The sequence below is a fragment of the Streptomyces sp. NBC_00554 genome (assembly GCF_041431135.1).
Classification (GTDB): Bacteria; Actinomycetota; Actinomycetes; order Streptomycetales; family Streptomycetaceae; genus Streptomyces.
Genome location: NZ_CP107799.1, coordinates 4,396,700 through 4,413,551, shown reverse-complemented (window position 1 = coordinate 4,413,551; position 16,852 = coordinate 4,396,700). Strand labels below are relative to the sequence as shown.

The 16,852-nt window shown below is 69.1% G+C and carries 15 protein-coding genes; 12 read left to right on the top strand and 3 right to left on the bottom strand.

The genetic code is table 11. The features are described from left to right. Positions 1 to 8 precede the first annotated feature (8 nt). The 7 genes from OG266_RS19205 (at position 9) to OG266_RS19175 (ending at position 6,608) form a co-directional block, all read left to right on the top strand. Positions 9 to 1,241 (top strand): MFS transporter, encoded by a 1,233-nt coding sequence (locus OG266_RS19205; RefSeq protein ID WP_371547246.1) that lies wholly within the window; start codon positions 9 to 11, stop codon positions 1,239 to 1,241. Then, positions 1,192 to 2,364: an acetoin utilization protein AcuC gene (locus tag OG266_RS19200; protein WP_266456884.1), complete on the top strand. Its 1,173-nt coding sequence runs from the start codon at positions 1,192 to 1,194 to the stop codon at positions 2,362 to 2,364. Before OG266_RS19205 ends, OG266_RS19200 begins: the two co-directional genes overlap by 50 nt. A 366-nt stretch (positions 2,365 to 2,730) precedes the next feature. Continuing rightward, positions 2,731 to 3,546 (top strand): phosphatase, encoded by an 816-nt coding sequence (locus OG266_RS19195; protein WP_266830710.1) that lies wholly within the window; start codon positions 2,731 to 2,733, stop codon positions 3,544 to 3,546. A 129-nt stretch (positions 3,547 to 3,675) separates the two neighbouring features. Then, positions 3,676 to 3,888, top strand: a complete 213-nt coding sequence (locus OG266_RS19190; protein ID WP_004984898.1) for a helix-turn-helix domain-containing protein — start codon at positions 3,676 to 3,678, stop codon at positions 3,886 to 3,888. Positions 3,889 to 4,071: 183 nt separating this feature from the next. Beyond that, entirely contained in the window at positions 4,072 to 4,170 is a 99-nt protein-coding gene (locus tag OG266_RS19185; protein WP_003948845.1) for a 30S ribosomal protein bS22, read from the top strand. Positions 4,171 to 4,482: 312 nt separating this feature from the next. Continuing rightward, complete coding sequence (locus OG266_RS19180; protein WP_326721475.1) at positions 4,483 to 5,544, top strand: NAD-dependent epimerase/dehydratase family protein; 1,062 nt, start codon at positions 4,483 to 4,485, stop codon at positions 5,542 to 5,544. Positions 5,545 to 5,558: 14 nt separating this feature from the next. Continuing rightward, positions 5,559 to 6,608: a lysophospholipid acyltransferase family protein gene (locus OG266_RS19175; protein ID WP_266456876.1), complete on the top strand. Its 1,050-nt coding sequence runs from the start codon at positions 5,559 to 5,561 to the stop codon at positions 6,606 to 6,608. A 115-nt stretch (positions 6,609 to 6,723) separates the two neighbouring features. Here OG266_RS19175 and OG266_RS19170 read toward each other — a convergent pair whose 3' ends face one another. The 3 genes from OG266_RS19170 to OG266_RS19160 all read right to left on the bottom strand — a co-directional run bounded on the left by OG266_RS19170 (position 6,724) and on the right by OG266_RS19160 (position 10,687). Then, positions 6,724 to 7,953 carry a DUF5667 domain-containing protein gene (locus tag OG266_RS19170; protein WP_266456873.1) on the bottom strand — a complete coding sequence of 410 codons (1,230 nt, stop codon included), beginning with the start codon at positions 7,951 to 7,953 and terminating at the stop codon, positions 6,724 to 6,726. A 264-nt stretch (positions 7,954 to 8,217) separates the two neighbouring features. After that, positions 8,218 to 8,988 (bottom strand): ECF subfamily RNA polymerase sigma factor, BldN family, encoded by a 771-nt coding sequence (locus tag OG266_RS19165; RefSeq protein WP_266456870.1) that lies wholly within the window; start codon positions 8,986 to 8,988, stop codon positions 8,218 to 8,220. Positions 8,989 to 9,745: 757 nt separating this feature from the next. Then, a complete protein-coding gene (locus OG266_RS19160) occupies positions 9,746 to 10,687 on the bottom strand; it encodes an HAD family phosphatase (RefSeq protein ID WP_266456868.1) in 942 nt (313 codons plus the stop codon). A gap of 159 nt (positions 10,688 to 10,846) precedes the next feature. On the opposite strand from OG266_RS19160, the gene OG266_RS19155 reads away from it, so the two are divergent. The 5 genes from OG266_RS19155 (at position 10,847) to OG266_RS19135 (ending at position 16,825) form a co-directional block, all read left to right on the top strand. Next, a complete protein-coding gene (locus tag OG266_RS19155) occupies positions 10,847 to 11,155 on the top strand; it encodes a glutaredoxin family protein (protein ID WP_371547240.1) in 309 nt (102 codons plus the stop codon). Positions 11,156 to 11,479: 324 nt separating this feature from the next. Further along, positions 11,480 to 12,241, top strand: coding sequence for a redox-sensing transcriptional repressor Rex (locus OG266_RS19150; protein ID WP_266456864.1), 762 nt, complete (start codon positions 11,480 to 11,482; stop codon positions 12,239 to 12,241). After that, on the top strand, positions 12,238 to 14,130 hold the full coding sequence (locus OG266_RS19145) for a glutamyl-tRNA reductase (RefSeq protein ID WP_371547237.1): 1,893 nt from the start codon (positions 12,238 to 12,240) through the stop codon (positions 14,128 to 14,130). The genes OG266_RS19150 and OG266_RS19145 overlap by 4 nt, the downstream gene beginning before the upstream one ends. Continuing rightward, the gene (gene hemC / locus OG266_RS19140) at positions 14,127 to 15,086 is read left to right on the top strand and encodes a hydroxymethylbilane synthase (protein ID WP_371547235.1); all 960 of its coding nucleotides are present in this window, start codon (positions 14,127 to 14,129) and stop codon (positions 15,084 to 15,086) included. The genes OG266_RS19145 and hemC overlap by 4 nt, the downstream gene beginning before the upstream one ends. Next, complete coding sequence (locus tag OG266_RS19135) at positions 15,083 to 16,825, top strand: bifunctional uroporphyrinogen-III C-methyltransferase/uroporphyrinogen-III synthase (protein ID WP_326721469.1); 1,743 nt, start codon at positions 15,083 to 15,085, stop codon at positions 16,823 to 16,825. The genes hemC and OG266_RS19135 overlap by 4 nt, the downstream gene beginning before the upstream one ends. The last annotated feature ends 27 nt before the right edge of the window (positions 16,826 to 16,852 follow it).

Below are 16,852 nucleotides of genomic sequence, written 5' to 3'. Positions count from 1 at the left end.
TCGCCGCCATGACAGATGTGCTGCGGCGCGGTAGGGCCTCGCTCGCGTTCAGCTTCTTCGCCCAGGGCGTCGCCTTCGCGCTGCTGGTGACGCGTATCCCCGCGATCCAGGACCGCTACGGGATATCCGACGCGTTGCTGCCCGTGTTCCTCGCCGCCGTGCCGGTCCTGGCCGGGGTGGGGAGCGTGGCCACCGAGAAGTTGGTCAAGCGAATACCCCCCAGCCGCGTGCTGAGGTGGTCTCAACCCGTCGTACTCCTTGCCCTGCTGGGTGTCGGGTCCGGTGACCACGTGGCCGAGGTGGCGGTCTCGCTCGGCGCCTTCGGGCTCGCTGTCGGTGCGCTCGACGCCTCCATGAACATGCTCGGAGTGAGCCTTCAGCGGACGTACGGGCGCAGCATCATGCTCGGGTTCCATGCCGTGTACAGCTTGGGCGGGATCGTGGGTGCGTCGCTCGCGTGGGCGGGGGCGCACTGGCATCTGTCGCTGTTCGTGTCGTATCTGCCGGTCGTGGCGGTGCTGTTGCCGGCGGCTCTTGTCGTGAGTCGGTGGTACGTCGACGGGGGCGCCGGTCCCGGTGTGGCTGAAGCTGCCGATGCGAAGGAGGGGGCGGGCGAGGCCGCGCCTGTCGTCTTCAAGTTGCTGCTGCCGCTGTGTCTGGTGATGACCTTCGCCTACATCGGGGACTCGACGGTCTCCAACTGGAGTGCGAAGTATCTGCAGGACGTGCTGGGCAGTTCGGAGCAGCTCGCGACCGTTCCGTACAACGTCTATATGGTCACGACGCTGCTGGGGCGGGCCATCGGGGACTTCGGGGTGCGTCGGTTCGGGGCCGTGGCGGTTGTGCGGCTGGGGGCGATGGTCGCGGCGCTGGGGTTCGGTGTGGTGGCGGTGGCGCCTGGTCCAGGGGTGGGGATGCTCGGGTTCACCCTGCTGGGGCTGGGGTTGTGTGTGATCGTGCCGCAGACCTTCGCGGCTGCCGGGCGGCTCTTCCCCGGGGCTTCGGATACGGCCATCGCGCGGCTCAATATCTTCAATTACGTGGGGTTCTTGATCGGTTCGCCCTTGGTGGGGGCGCTGGGGGACGCCTGGAACTACCGGGGCGCCATGCTCGTACCCATGGTGCTGGTTCTGCTGATCTTGAGGTACGCCCGGTCGTTCGACGTTGAACCGGACCGATACGGTGATGGTCATGAGCGGCCGCGCACAGCTGATGTGGGACGAGGCAGTAACGGGCTATGACTTCGGTCCGGACCATCCGATGGATCCGGTCCGGCTGGTGTTGACGAGGAAGCTCGTCGACGCGTTCGGGCTCGATCGCGACGTTGATGTGGTCGCGGCGAAGCCGGCCGGCGAGTCGACGTTGCGGCTCGTGCATCGGGAGGACTACGTGGAGGCGGTGAAGGCCGCCTCCGTGGATCCGGAGGCTGCCGACACCTCGTACGGGCTCGGGACCATGGACGATCCCGCCTTCGCCGGGATGCATGAGGTGTCCGCGATGATCGCCGGGCAGTCGGTGGGTGCGGCCGAGGCGGTGTGGCGCGGGGACGCGGTGCACGCGGTGAACTTCGCGGGTGGGCTGCATCATGCGATGCCCGGGGGTGCGTCCGGGTTCTGTATCTACAACGACGCTTCGCTGGCCATCGCTCGGCTGCTTGAGCTGGGCGCCGAGCGGGTCGCCTATATCGATGTGGATGTGCATCACGGGGACGGGGTGCAGGCGGCGTTCTGGGAGGATCCGCGGGTTCTGACGATCTCGCTGCATGAGCATCCGCGGACCTTGTTCCCGCAGACCGGGTGGCCGGAGGAGACCGGGGCCGAGAGCGCGGAGGGGTCCGCCGTCAACGTTGCGCTGCCTGCGGGGACCGGGGATGCGGGGTGGCTGCGGGCGTTTCACTCCGTGGTGCCTGAGCTGATCGCGGACTTTCGGCCGCAGGTGCTGGTGACTCAGCACGGGGCCGACACTCATTTCGAGGATCCGCTCGCGCATCTCGCGGTGTCGCTGGATGCGCAGCGGGCTGTGCAGGTGGCTTGTCATGAGCTGGCGCATGAGTACGCCGAGGGGCGGTGGGTCGCGCTGGGTGGGGGTGGGTACGCGGTGGTGGATGTGGTGCCTCGGTCTTGGACGCACCTGGTTGCCATCGCGGCGGGGCGGGAGATTGCGCCCGAGACGGTGGTTCCTGAGGGGTGGCGGCAGGAAGTGTTCGCTCGTACGCGGCAGTTGGCGCCGGGGCGGATGACTGATGGGCGGTGGCCTGTGTCCTGGAAGGACTGGGAGTCCGGGTACGACCCGGCGGATCGGTTGGATCAGGCGGTTCTGGCTACTCGGCGGGCCGTGTTTCCGTTGCGGGGGTTGTTGCCGTAGGAGTTTTTTCGCCCCCTCCGCCCCTACCCGTCCCGTTACTGGGGGCTGCCGCCCCCAGACCCCCGCATCGCGCTGACGCGCTCGTCCTCAAACGCCGGACGGGCTGAAAGATCTCTCCCCGGCCCGGGGCTGAAGAGCGCAGCCCCCACGGGTGGGTGGGGGATCGGGATGGCAGCGCCTCGTCCTCAAACGCCGGACGGGCTGAAAGGACCTTCCCCGGCCCGGGACACCATCCCGTCCCCAGACGCCGGGCGGGCTCAGAACCTCTGTCGCCGGGCGGAGCCCCATGGCACCCATTACGCCAACTGTGCGGCCTTTTCGGGATTTTCGGGGTGAAGCCCCGGCAAATGCGTCAGCATCGCTGGTGTGTTGAGCACCGGAGCGTTGCGTGCACACCTGTTGGCTGCCCGGTTGGCCGGGCCTGTGGCCACCTCGCGTGAGGAGAGTCTGCGGAGTTATCGGCTCTTCGCTGCTCGTGATCCTCGCGTACTGCTCGGGCTTGATCCCGAATGGAGCTGGCGGCAGCGGGACTTGATCGAGTTGATGGCGGACAAGTGCGGGGTTTCTGCCGACCCGGCGCACACTTCGGGGCATGATGTGATCGACCCCGAGCGGACCCTGGCGGCCCTCGACGCCTTCGCGGCGCGGCTCGGAGAGGCGGCCCGCAACCGCGAACCGGTGCTTCTCGGCACCGGGCACCCGCATCGGCTGATCAGTTTCTACGCCGCTCTGGCGGACGCGCTGTCGGCGGCGGGGTGTGCCGTCCTCACCCCCGCGCAGGGTAGCTCTGTCGACATAACGACCCGGTTCGGTCTACGCACGTACAACCTTGACTACGTACAAGGTGTCGCGCTGGTGCGCGAACCCGGCGCGCGAGCCCCCGGTAGTGCGACCGGCGCACACTCCCACTCACCCCTCCCGGTTCGCACCGTTCTGGCCGCCGCGGCGGAGGCCGGTGGGCCGCTCCCGGAGCTGGTGATCGGAGACCACGGATGGGTCTGCGGGGCAGGTCAGCTGGGGTTCGAGGCGATGGGGCTGGCGGATACGGACGATCCTGCGCTCTTCGTCGGGGAGGCAGAGGGGCGGGTGTCCGTCGTCGTTCCGCTTGATGACGCTGTGCGGTCTGATTACTACCGACCGCTTACTCGCTATGTACTCAATCGAGCGTGTCTGTCACAGTAGGCGGCCGATGACAGCTCCTCTTCCCCACTCGCATCACCCGCCTCTACTCTGGGGAGTGAGCACGCAACGACGAAGTGTCACCGGAAGGGGAAGCCGGTGACCGTCGAGTGCGGAAGGTTCAGGTGTGTCATGGCTGCAGCTGGCGAGAGGCCTCTGAACGAGGTTCAGTTCCTGACCGTGGCGGAAGTCGCCTCGGTGATGCGAGTGTCGAAGATGACCGTGTACCGCTTGGTGCACAGCGGTCATCTGCCGGCGATCCGGGTGGGGAGGTCCTTCCGGGTGCCGGAGCAAGCGGTTCACGAGTACCTCCGCGAGAGCTATGTGGGGGTGGAGACAGCCTGACGGCGGTCCGGGAGACCGTCCGGGGGTCCCGGGAGATCCTTAGGGATCACTCGGGGATCGCCTGGAGATCTCCCGGATCCCCTCGATTACGACCTCAGCGCTCGGACGGGTAGGCTGGCCCCTCATAGTCGTGTGGGCCCATGCAGCCCAGCAGCGAGTAAAGAGAAGTGAGCGAGGGTAGTCGTGGGCTCTGTTATCAAGAAGCGGCGCAAGCGGATGGCGAAGAAGAAGCACCGCAAGCTGCTCAAGCGCACTCGCGTTCAGCGTCGCAACAAGAAGTAAGCGGCGCCGCTAGAAGCGCGTACTGTGGCCCTCCACCGACTGGTGGGGGGCCACAGGCGTATCCGGCCACGAAAGGCTTTGCCATTTCCGGGCCGAATTCGGCCCGTCGCCGGCGACAGAAAGCCTTTTCATCGCTGAGCGTATGTCTGTGCGCCGAATGGCTTGGTCTGGTCGTACGTCTGTGGCTGTCGTCACTTCGTGCATCGGGCGGTCATCACAGCGCAACATCAACCCGCTAGGTTGGCGGCACACGGGGAACACGGCAGGGTACGAGCAGAGCTACGTTGCAGGTCTGGAAGGAAGGCGCTGATCTTGGGGAAGGTCGTGCTCGTGACCGGGGTGGCCCGTCGGCTGGGCGGCCGGTTCGTACGGCGGATCCAGCGTGACCCACAGGTGGACCGGGTGATCGCCGTGGACGCGGTTCCGCCCGAGCACCATCTCGGCGGTGCCGACTTCATCCAGGCCGACATCCGGCACCCGACCATCGCGCGCGTGCTCGCCGAGACGAACGCCGACACGGTCGTGCACATGGATGTGACGGGCACCGCGCTGGGCAGCGGCAGCCGGACGACGGTCAAGGAGACCAACGTCATCGGCACCATGCAGCTCCTGGGCGCCTGCCAGAAGTCCCCGACGGTCAAGCGGCTCGTCGTGAAGTCCAGTACGAACGTGTACGGGTCCGCGCCGCGCGATCCGGCCGTCTTCACCGAGAACACCCCGCCCAAGTCGCTGCCCAGCGGCGGCTTCGCGAAGGACACGGTCGAGGTCGAGGGGTACGTACGAGGGTTCGCGCGCCGGCGGCCCGACGTCGCCGTGTGTGTGCTGCGGTTCGCGAACATCCTGGGGCCGAGCGCGGATTCGCCGCTCGCCTCGTACTTCTCGCTGCCGGTGCTGCCGACCGTTTTCGGCTACGACCCGCGGCTGCAGTTCGTGCACGAGGACGACGTGATCGAGGTGCTGCGGATCGCTTCGCACGAGCCGGAGCGCGGGACGCTCAACAGCGGCACGTTCAACATCGCGGGCGACGGCGTCCTGTTGCTCTCCCAGTGCTCGCGGCGCCTCGGGCGTCCCACGGTGCCGCTGCTGCTGCCCGCGCTCACCTGGGCGGGCACGGCGGTGCGTACCCTGGGCGTGACGGACTTCTCGCCGGAGCAGCTGCGGCTGCTCACACACGGCCGCGTCGTGGCGACGAAGCAGATGCGCGAGACGCTGGGATTCCAGCCGAAGTACACGACGGCGGAGACCTTCGCGGACTTCGCCCGCAGCCGGGGGCCCGGACTCCTGCCCCCCGAGGCCGTTGCGGGAGCCGTCGACCGGATCGCCGCGCTGCCCTACCTGGGCGGCGGCCACCCCCCGACGCAGAGCGCCAACTGAGGAGCGCATCAACGATGGCGGACGCCAAGGTCATTCCGTTCGACGACGACCGGTCGCGCGGGGGTGCGGTGCAGCGCCCGCCGCGTCGCCGGAGCGCGGGTAGCCGGCGCGCGGGCGATCCCGTGGTGGTACGTGAGGTCCAGCCCCTGCCCGGCCGGGCCGTACAGCGGGATGATGTTCCCGTGACGCGTGAGGAACAGCCGCCCCAGGAGCCGCAGGAGAGCGGCGGTCTTGAACGGCGTATCGCCGGGGGCCTGGCCTTCCTGCGCCGGCGGCTCACGGGCGACTACGAGGTCGACGACTTCGGATACGACGCCGAACTCACCGACCAGGTACTGATGTCGCTGGTGCGCCCGCTCTACGAGAATTACTTCCGCGTAGAGGTGAAGGGCATCGAGAACATCCCTGCCGAGGGCGGGGCGCTGATCGTCGCCAACCACTCCGGGACGCTGCCGCTGGACGGCCTGATGATGCAGGTCGCCGTCCACGACAACCATCCCGCGGGCCGCCACCTCCGCCTCCTGGCGGCCGACCTCGTCTTCATGCTGCCGGTCGTCAACGAGCTGGCCCGCAAGGCCGGTCACACCCTCGCCTGCGCCGAGGACGCGGAGCGCCTGCTCGAACGCGGCGAACTGGTCGGTGTGATGCCCGAGGGCTTCAAGGGCATCGGCAAGCCCTTCAGCGAGCGCTACAAGCTCCAGCGCTTCGGCCGCGGCGGCTTCGTCTCCACGGCCCTGAAGCAGGGCACCCCGATCATCCCGTGCTCGATCGTCGGCGCGGAGGAGATCTACCCGATGATCGGCAACGCGAAGACCCTCGCGCGTGTCCTGGGCATTCCGTACTTCCCGATCACTCCGACCTTCCCGTGGCTGGGCCCGCTCGGCGCGGTCCCGCTCCCCACGAAGTGGACGATCCAGTTCGGCGAGCCGATCCGGACGGACGGCTACCCGCCGGAGGCGGCGGAGGATCCGATGCTGATGTTCAACCTGACGGATCAGGTACGGGAGCAGATTCAGCACACGCTGTACAAGCTGCTGGTGCAGCGGCGGTCAGTGTTCTTCTGATCCGGCCGGTGTTCTTCTGAACATGCACATACGTTTCTTCTGATTACGCGCCTGTACGGCGGTGGGGGCGCCCTTCCTGAGAAGGGCGCCCCCACCGCCGTACAGCACCTTCGGTCTAGCTCGCGTCCTCGCTGTCGATGCCCAGGCCCGGGAGCAGGCCCGGGAGGAGCGGCGGCAGGGTGACGTCCGGTTCGCCGGCGGACGGAGTGCCATTGCCGGTGGACGGGGAAGCTGAGCCGGTGGTGTCCTCGGGCGGGTCCAGGAGGCCGCCCGTGTTGCCGCCGAGCAGGCCCTCGTCCTGGCTGTCAGAGGTGGACGGCTTGGGTTTGCCGCTGCTCTGGCTGCCGGTGGAGGAACCGCCGCTGGTGGCGCTGGGCGCCGGACGGTCCGTACCGGAGGAGCCCGTGGAGTCGGAACTGGAGCCGCGGTGGCGGCCCGTGCCCTCCTGCACGGGAGGCTGCGGGAGCAGCGAGCGCAGCGGGTCGACCTCGTCGTCTATGGCGTCGAAGACCGACGAGACCTGGCTGCTCACGTCGCCGAGCTGCACGGGCAGCCGGTCTCGCAGCATGCCCCAGGCTTCTCGGTGGGACTGCGAGAAGGCGGACAGGGCCTGGATGGGGCCCAGTGAGCCGTCCCGCTGGTACGCCTCGTGCAGCAGGCGGTGGCCCTCGGCCGCGTCGTGCTGCATGCCCGACAGGGCGCGGCGGATCTCGCCCAGGGACTCGTGGTCGAGCTGCCCGGAACGGTCGCGCTCCATCAGTCGGCGTGCCTCGCTGAGCCGGGTCGAGGCCTGGTCGAGGTAGAGCTCGCCCCGGTCACTGTCCCCGTGGGCCAGGCCCAGCTTGATGTCCTCCATGCCGCGCTTCAGCCCGTAGAGCGAGTCACCGGGAAGGGCGTCGGAGCTGGCAGCGGCCACGCCGCCGAAGGCTCCCGCGGCCACACTGACGGTGAGCCCGCCCGCGGCGAGCCCCTTCGACAGCCGGGAACGGGGCCGCAACTTCCCCAGCCCTGTCGCCCGGTGCGCGCCCCTGCGGGAGCGCTGCTCGGGCACCGAAGGGCCCAAACCCTCGCCTCCCGAGGCGGTGCCCTCCAGCAGCATCGCCTCCATCGCGGCCACGAGCTGGGCTCGCTGCACGACTTTGACCCCGGGGTCCAGCCCCGGTTTGGGCAGCTCGCCGAGACCGGTGGCGAGGGCCAACAGCAGGCCCTGCTCGGTCTGTTCCGACGCAGCCTGGGACGGTGCCGACCCATCGGGCTGCTCGGCCGCCGTGCCCTGGTCGGACTGCTCCTCCAGGGCCAGGGCGAAGGCGTTCGCCCGCCGGTGTGCCGATACGTTCGCGATCACTGGCGGCACCTCCTCTCATCATGACGGTCGACTCCCCAGGGGGTCCTGAGGGTTGCACTCCCTGACCACATCCACACGATCGAGTGATCGGTGGCGGCCAGGGAGTGACCACAGGGAGCCTGTATCCCGCACAACGAGCGTCGCGGCACTTGGGTTACGGACGACGGATGATCGGACCGCGAAGTCAACAGACTTTTACGGACGGTGAGTTGAGCGTCGCTGAACGTGTGGGATCGCTATGGCGTTTGTGCCGGTGTACGGGCTTCAGCGAGCGTCGTCCGGAAGAAGCCGGGCCAGCGTGCGGACCGCCCGGTACTGGAGGGTCTTGATCGCGCCCTCGTTCTTGCCCATCACGCGGGCGGTCTCGGCGACCGAGAGCCCCTGGAGGAAGCGCAGGGTGACGCACTCCTGCTGCTGGGGATTGAGCCGTCGTACGGCATCCAGCAGTGCCGCGTTCGACAGCGACTCCAGGACGGAGTCCTCGGGGCTGCGCTCGACATCGTTCGAGTCGAGCATGTCGCCGGTGGTCACTTCCAGCCGGAAGCGGCTGGACTTGAAGTGGTCGGCGACCAGGTTCCGGGCGATGGTCACCAGCCAGGCGCCGAAGTCGCGGCCCTGCCAGGTGAAGGTTCCGATGCGGCGCAGGGCGCGCAGGAACGTCTCGCTGGTGAGGTCTTCCGCGGTCGCCTTTCCGCCGACGCGGTAATAGATGTAGCGGTACACGGTGTCGCTGTACTGGTCGTAGAGACGGCCGAAGGCATCGGCCTCGCCCGCTTGGGCGCGCTCCACGAGTTCCATCATCCGGGCGCTGTCGCTGTCTGCGGCCGGGCGGCGTGCGGTGGTGGCCGAGCTCGAGCGGCCCCGTCTGCCGACCGCCGCGCTTCCGTCGGCCAGGGCGTAACAAGGGCCGACGGGCGCGGGGCCGGCGAAGGCGGGGACGGCGTACGCGGTGGGGACGAAGCCGCGCAAGCGGTCCAGAACCGTTGCGCGCAGCGTAGCCAGGCCCGAGGCGTCAACCCCGACGTGTGAGTACACGGGACTCCCAGAGGCAGAGCTTCCATCACGTTCAGTGCGGAACCGTTCACCCGTCGTAGCGACGGAGGGGTGGCGGTTTGCGTCTGAGGAGAATAACGCTTCGTACAGGCAGCGCTACACCGAGTTGCTCAAATCACCGGTTGCGTCGCTTCTGTTGCCTATTGACGCCGATTCAAGTGCCGGACAGTGACCGATTGTTGATCGTTTGGGTCCGGGTTCCGTTTGAGTGCGGGGCGTGTTGTGGTCGTCTGTGGTTAACGGGACTGGCGGGGGCGTTGTGCGGGTAGGAACGTGGGATTGCCGGGTTTGCGTCGTGTCATGAGCATCCGGAAGCGCGTGGGCTGGGGCGTGGGTTTTTCGCCCCCTCCGCCCCTACCCGTCCCTTGCTTCCTGGGGGCTCCGCCCCCAGACCCCCGCATCGCGCTGACGCGCTCGTCCTCAAACGCCGGACGGGCTGGAAGATCTTCCCTGGCCCGGGGATGAAAAGTGCAGCCCCCCATGGGTGGGTGGGGGTTCGGGATGGTGCTGCCTCGTCCTCGAATGCCGGACGGGCTGGAAAGGCCTTCCCCGGCCCGGGGCTGAAGAGCGGAGCCCCACGGGGTGGGTGGGGGGATCGGGATGGCGCTGACTCGTACTCAAAAGTCAGGCGTGCCGGTGTTGCTCGGACGGGGTTGAAGAGCGCAGTTCCCGCGGGTGGGTGGCGGATCGGGGTGGTGTCACCGCACCGTCCTCGTGCGTCGGACGGGACGGCATCGTTTTAGCGGCGGCGGCGGTGCAGGGCGATTGCTGCTGCTGTGCCGCCTGCTACTGCGCCTACTCCTGCTGCGGCTGGGATGCCTACCTTTGCTGCTTTGCGGCCTGTGCGGTAGTCGCGTAGGCGCCATTCCAGGTTGCGGGCGTGTTTGCGGAGCTTGGTGTCGGGGTTGATGGCGTAGGGGTGGCCCACCAGGGAGAGCATGGGGATGTCGTTGTGGGAGTCGCTGTAGGCGGCGCAGCGGGAGAGGTCCAGGCCCTCCGCGGCGGCCAGGGCGCGTACCGCTTCCGCCTTGGCGGGGCCGTGCAGCGGTTCGCCGACGAGCTTGCCCGTGTAGACGCCGTTCACGGATTCCGCGACCGTGCCGAGTGCGCCGGTCAGGCCCAGGCGGCGGGCGATCACCGTCGCGATCTCGACCGGGGCGGCTGTGACCAGCCACACCTTCTGGCCGGCGTCCAGGTGCGCTTCGGCCAGTGCGCGAGTGCCAGGCCAGATGCGCTCGGCCATGTACTCGTCGTAGATCTCCTCGCCGATGGACATCAGCTCGGCGACACGGTGGCCCTTCACGATCGACAGGGCCGAGTCGCGGGCCTCCTGCATGTGCTCCGGGTCCTCGACGCCCGCCAGTCTGAACCACGCCTGCTGCCAGGCGAATTTGGCGAGATCGCGCGTCTCGAAGAACTTCCGCTTGTGCAGGCCGCGGCCGAAGTGGAAGAGCGCGGCGCCCTGCATCACGGTGTTGTCGAGGTCGAAGAAGGCGGCTGCCTTGTCGTCGCCGAGCACCGGGAAGTCCGGTTCGGCGGGGGCGTCGGGCGCGGCTTCGTGCGCGAGTTCCTCCTGCTCCTGGGAGGTTTTGCGCGCTGCCTCCGCCGAGGCCTCGCCTGCCAAGACGCTCCGCGCGGTGGCGGAGCGCCTACGGGGAGTGAGCCATCCGAGAGCGGCCATGTCGTGAGCATAGCCAGTTTGTTCGGTGGTTCCGGAGTCGTGAGGATTCGAGGCTGTGAACTCTCCGCGACCGAGTCGTTAAAGAAGTGATCTGGCCGGTGTGTCGGATGGGGATGGTGGCGCTACCGAGGGGTCCCGCGGGCCGCGGGCGGCGGGAGAATGGCAGGTATGAGTTCCATGTTCCGGCGCGGTGGGCGTCGTACGGAGAAGGTGGAGGCCGGGGTTCCCGGCGAGCAGCGGCTGGTCACGCTGATCAGGAAGCCCGGATGTCATCTGTGCGATGACGCACAGGAAGTGGTCGCGAGGGTCTGCGACGAGCTCGGGGTCGTCTGGGAGCAGAAGGACATCAGCACGGACGAGGAGCTGTACCGCGCGTACTGGGAGCAGATCCCGGTCGTGCTGGTCGACGGTGCTCAGCACACGTTCTGGAGGGTGAACGAGGAGCGCCTTCGCAAAGCCCTCACATAGTGACGGGAGGCGGATCGTGGCCCCATCGTGGCCTGACTGAGTAGTCCAAGTGGTCCGGAAAGTCGCCTAGGATCGACGGCGATTGGTCTCGGGGGCGGGATGCGTTGAGGAGAGTGTGCGGTTTTGCCCCCTTCAGGCGAGGAACGAAAGTGTCCGCGCGCCGGTTCCATAACCGCGCGCCGGGCGTGCGTGACCCCGGTCACGTTGGCCGGGCAAATCGGACACCATCTTTGTGCACGCGTTCACAAAGACATAGCCTGCATTCGACGGGGCGGTCTAGGTAAGTGTGACCGCCTGCAGCCCCGCGCTACCCGCAGGAGCACCGTGGCAACTGGCCGAACTCACCGACCGGCGACCCGCAGCCGAGGGATTCCCGAGGCCACCGTCGCCCGTCTTCCGCTGTACCTCCGCGCCCTCACCGCACTGTCGGAGCGCTCGGTACCCACGGTCTCCTCCGAGGAGCTCGCGGCCGCCGCGGGGGTCAACTCCGCGAAGCTGCGCAAGGATTTCTCCTACCTCGGCTCCTACGGGACGCGTGGTGTGGGGTACGACGTCGAGTATCTCGTGTACCAGATCTCCCGCGAGCTGGGCCTGACCCAGGACTGGCCGGTCGTGATCGTCGGTATCGGTAACCTCGGCGCCGCGCTGGCCAACTACGGCGGGTTCGCCTCCCGTGGGTTCAGGGTCGCCGCGCTGATCGACGCCGATCCCGAGATGTCGGGCAAGCAGGTCGCCGGGATCGCCGTGCAGCACAGCGACGGCCTCGAGAAGATCATCGACGAGAACGGCGTCTCCATCGGCGTCATCACGACCCCGCCGGGCGTCGCCCAGGCAGTGTGCGACCGGCTCGTCGCCGCCGGGGTCACCTCCATCCTCAACTTCGCGCCGACCGTCCTGACCGTCCCGGACGGTGTCGACGTACGCAAGGTCGATCTCTCCATCGAGCTGCAGATCCTCGCCTTCCACGAGCAGCGCAAGGCCGGCGAGGAGGCCGAGGCGCAGGCCGCGGCCGCCGTGCACCCGGCCGCTCAGGAGAACTCCGGCAAAGGACCTGACGGGGACGTCCCCGCCGTGATGCCGGCATGAGTCTCCTCGTCGTGGGGCTGAGTCACCGCAGTGCTCCGGTCAGCGTCCTGGAGCGGGCCGCGCTGTCCGCGGACGCGCAGGTCAAGCTGTTGCAGGACACCCTCGCCGCCGAACCGGCCACCGAGGCCGCGGTGCTCGCGACCTGCAACCGGATCGAGCTGTACGCCGACGTGGACAAGTTCCACGCGGGTGTCGCCGAGCTGTCCACGCTGCTCGCCCAGCACAGCGGGGTCGGGCTCGAGGAGCTCACGCCTCACCTGTACGTGCATTACGAGGACCGGGCCGTCCACCATCTGTTCTCCGTGGCCTGCGGCCTCGACTCGATGGTCGTGGGCGAGGGGCAGATCCTCGGCCAGATCAAGGACGCCCTCGCGACCGGGCAGGAACTGCACAGCGCCGGCCGGCTGCTGAACGACCTGTTCCAGCAGGCGCTGCGGGTCGGCAAGCGCGCCCACTCCGAGACCGGCATCGACCGCGCCGGCCAGTCCCTGGTCACCTTCGGCCTGGAGCAGCTGGCATCCGGCGCTCCGGTCGACGCCTGGCTCAAGGGCAAGCGGGCGCTGGTCCTCGGCGCCGGCTCCATGTCCTCGCTGGCCGCCGCGACGCTCGCGCGCGCCGGGGTCGCCGAGGTCGTCGTCGCCAACCGCACTCTCGACCGTGCCGAGCGCCTCGCCCAGATCCTCACCGACAGCGACGAAACGGACGTGCTGGCCCGCGCGGTACCGATCGACTCGGTGCCGGTCGAGCTGACACGTGCCGACATCGCCATCTCCTGTACGGGTGCGACGGGTCTCGTCCTGTCGGCCGACTCCGTCGCCGCCGCGATCGAGGGGCGTACGGCTCCGGTGGCGGACTCCCGTTCCACGGCTCCGGGCGCAGGATCCGGTCGTACGGCCACCTCCACCGGCGTACGGGACGGCCTCGCGCCGACCAGCGTCGGAAGCGAAGAGGGCTGCCCGCTCGACCTGTCCGCCGTGCAGGGCACCGCCGGCTTCTCGGTCCTCGGCGAGGCGGCGGTGGCCGGAATGGCCGCGGCCGAGCTGGAACAGCACGCGGCGTGGGTGGACAAGGGGACGGGGCGCGCCGCAGGATCCGGTCGTACGGCCGCCCTCGCCGGCTCGCCCGAGACCGCGGCCGCAGCCGAGCAGGCGCAGGGCCTGGACGCCACCGGCTTCGCCGGGGCGCCGGATGCGGCGGGTGCCATTGCCACCGTCCCGCAGGGCGCCACCGCCGCGACCTTCGGAGTCGCGCTCGACGCCGAACTCATCACCGCGCTCGCCGCCACCGCGGCCACCGTCGGCCGGGTTCCCGAGCGCCGCAAGCCCGAGCCCGTCGCCGAGGCCCCCCGGCCCGCTCCCGTACTCGCACTCCTCGACCTGGCGATGCCCCGCGATATCGACGCGGCCGTGCACCGGCTGCTCGGGGTGCGGCTCGTCGACATCGAGTCGCTCGCCGATGCCTCCGCGGATGCGCCGATGGCCGCCGATGTGGACCAGGTGAAACGGATCGTCTCCGACGAGGTGGCCGCCTTCGGCGCCGCCCTGCGGGCCGCGCACATCACCCCCACCGTGGTGGCGCTGCGGACCATGGCCGCCGATGTCGTCGCGAACGAGATCGCTCGCCTTGACGGGCGGCTGCCCGGCCTCGACGAGAAGCAGCGCGGGGAGATCACCCAGACCGTGCGGCGCGTGGTGGACAAGCTGCTGCACGCGCCGACCGTACGGGTCAAGCAGCTCGCCGCCGAACCTGGCGGCGCCGGGTACGCGGACGCGCTGCGGACCCTGTTCGACCTGGACCCCGAGACGGTTGCCTCCGTCTCACGGGCCGAGGACAGCAATACCGATACCACCGAGAACGCCGAGAGCGCCGAGAACCGAGGGCGAGCATGAGTGAGCAGGCTTTGAGACTGGGGACCAGGCGAAGCAAACTCGCCATGGCCCAGTCCGGGCAGGTGGCGGACGCCGTAAGGCAGGTGACCGGACGGCCAGTCGAGCTCGTTGAGATCACGACGTACGGCGACACCTCCCGCGAGAACCTCGCGCAGATCGGCGGCACGGGGGTGTTCGTGACCGCGCTGCGCGACGCACTCCTCGCCGGAGACATCGACTTCGCCGTGCACTCCCTCAAGGATCTGCCGACCGGCCAGCCCGAGGCACTCGCGCTGGCCGCCGTACCGCTGCGTGAGGACCCGCGTGACGTGCTCGTCGCCCGCGACGGGCTCATCTTCGAGCAGCTGCCGAACGGGGCCCGCGTCGGCACCGGTTCGCCGCGCCGCATGGCCCAGTTGAACGCGTACGCGCGCAATCACGGGATGACGATCGAGACGGTCGCGATCCGGGGGAACGTCGACACCCGGATCGGATACGTGCACAAGGGCGAGCTGGACGCTGTCGTGCTCGCCGCCGCCGGACTCAGCCGCCTCGGTCGCATCGAGGAAGTGACGGACTTCCTGTCCGTCGACACTGTTTTGCCCGCCCCCGGCCAGGGGGCACTGGCGATCGAGTGTGCCGCGGACAACGCGGACCTCGTCGCAGCGCTCGGCGAACTCGACGACCCGCTCACCCGGGCCGCCGTGACCGCCGAACGGTCCCTGCTCGCCGCCCTGGAGGCCGGCTGCAGCGCACCTGTGGGTGCACTCGCCGACCTGCTGGCCGACGGGCAGATTGTCAAGGAAATGCGCCTGCGCGGCGTCGTCGGCACGACCGACGGCTCGACGCTGGTGCAGTTGTCCACCACCGGTCCCGTGCCCGAGACGTACGACCAAGCAATGGCGCTCGGCCGTGAACTCGCTGCCGAGATGCTTGCCAAGGGCGCGGCCGGTCTGATGGGGGAGCGAGCACAGTGAGCCCCACCAACCTTCCCGCCGGTCCGGACCACGGGCACGTCACCTTCCTTGGTGCCGGACCCGGGGATCCGGGACTACTGACACTGCGCGCCGTAGAGGCGCTGGCGAACGCGGATGTTCTCGTCGCCGAGCACGAGGTGCTCGACGTCGTCCGCGCACACGCCAGACCAGGCGTCGCCGTACTGAATACGGATACCGAAACTGGTACAGGTAGTAATGCGTCGCCCGTGGGCACGCCTTCATCCGTGAGTGCGTACTCGGGTACGGGCACGCCTCAGCTAACGGTTGTTGACGGTTCGTCAACAACCGTTGGTGACCCCGTGTTGAGGGACGCTGCCAATCTTGTCATGACGGCCGCACGGGGCGGCAAGCGGGTCGTGCGTGCGGTGTCCGGGGACCCCGGACTAGATACGTACGCCGCGGAGGAAATGCTCGCCTGCGTCGCCGCGGGTGTGCCGTTCGAGGTCGTACCCGGTATCGCGGCCGCCGTCGGTGTGCCCGCGTACGCGGGTGTGCCGCTGCGGGACGCGCAGGGCGCGGACGTACGGTTCGTCGACGCGCGGACGGCCTCCGACCGGTGCTGGACCGAGGTCGGTGCATCGGACGGGACGGTCGTCGTCTCCTCGACGCTCGACTCCGTCGGTGCGGCGGCGGGTGAGCTGGTGGCCGCGGGCCGAAAGCCCGATACGCCGATGACCGTCACCATCGCCGGTACGACGACGCGTCAGCGGACCTGGGCCGCCACTCTCGGCACCATCGCGCAGACGCTGAAGCAGGCGAAGGTGCTGCCCTCCCCGGAGGGTCACCGCCCGGTGATAGCCGTGGTCGGTGAGCGTTCCGCCGCCGCCCAGCGCGACCAGTTGTCGTGGTTCGAGTCCAAGCCGCTGTTCGGCTGGAAGGTCCTCGTACCGCGTACGAAGGAGCAGGCGGTTTCGCTCTCCGACCAACTGCGGTCGTACGGGGCCGTGCCGCACGAGGTTCCGACGATCGCCGTCGAGCCGCCGCGGACGCCTCAGCAGATGGAGCGTGCGGTCAAGGGGCTTGTCACCGGCCGCTATGAGTGGATCGCCTTCACCTCGGTGAACGCCGTGAAGGCGGTGCGGGAGAAGTTCGAGGAGTACGGGCTCGATGCGCGCGCATTCGCCGGCATCAAGGTGGCGGCGGTGGGCGAGCAGACGGCCAAGGCGCTGGTCGCCTTCGGTGTGAAGCCGGACCTGGTGCCGAGCGGGGAGCAGTCCGCCGCCGGGTTGCTGGAGGACTGGCCGCCGTACGACCCGGTGTTCGACCCGATCGACCGGGTGTTCCTGCCGCGGGCCGACATCGCCACCGAGACGCTGGTCGCCGGGCTGATCGAGCTGGGCTGGGAGGTCGACGACGTCACGGCCTACCGGACCGTGCGGGCGTCGCCTCCGCCGGTCGAGACGCGTGAGGCGATCAAGGGCGGCGGCTTCGACGCCGTGCTCTTCACCTCGTCCTCCACCGTGCGGAACCTGGTGGGCATCGCGGGCAAGCCGCACAACGTGACGGTGATCGCCTGTATCGGGCCCGCCACCGCCAAGACGGCCGAGGAGCACGGCCTCCGGGTCGATGTGATGGCTCCCGAGCCGTCCGCGCTCAAGCTGGCCGAGGCGCTCGCGGACTTCGGTCTGCGGCGCCGTGCGGCGGCCACGGAGGCGGGGGATCCCGTCACCAGGCCGAGCGAGCGGCGGCCGGGGTCGAGGCGGAGACGTACGACGTAGGTGCCATTGCGTCAGGAGACTCCCGTA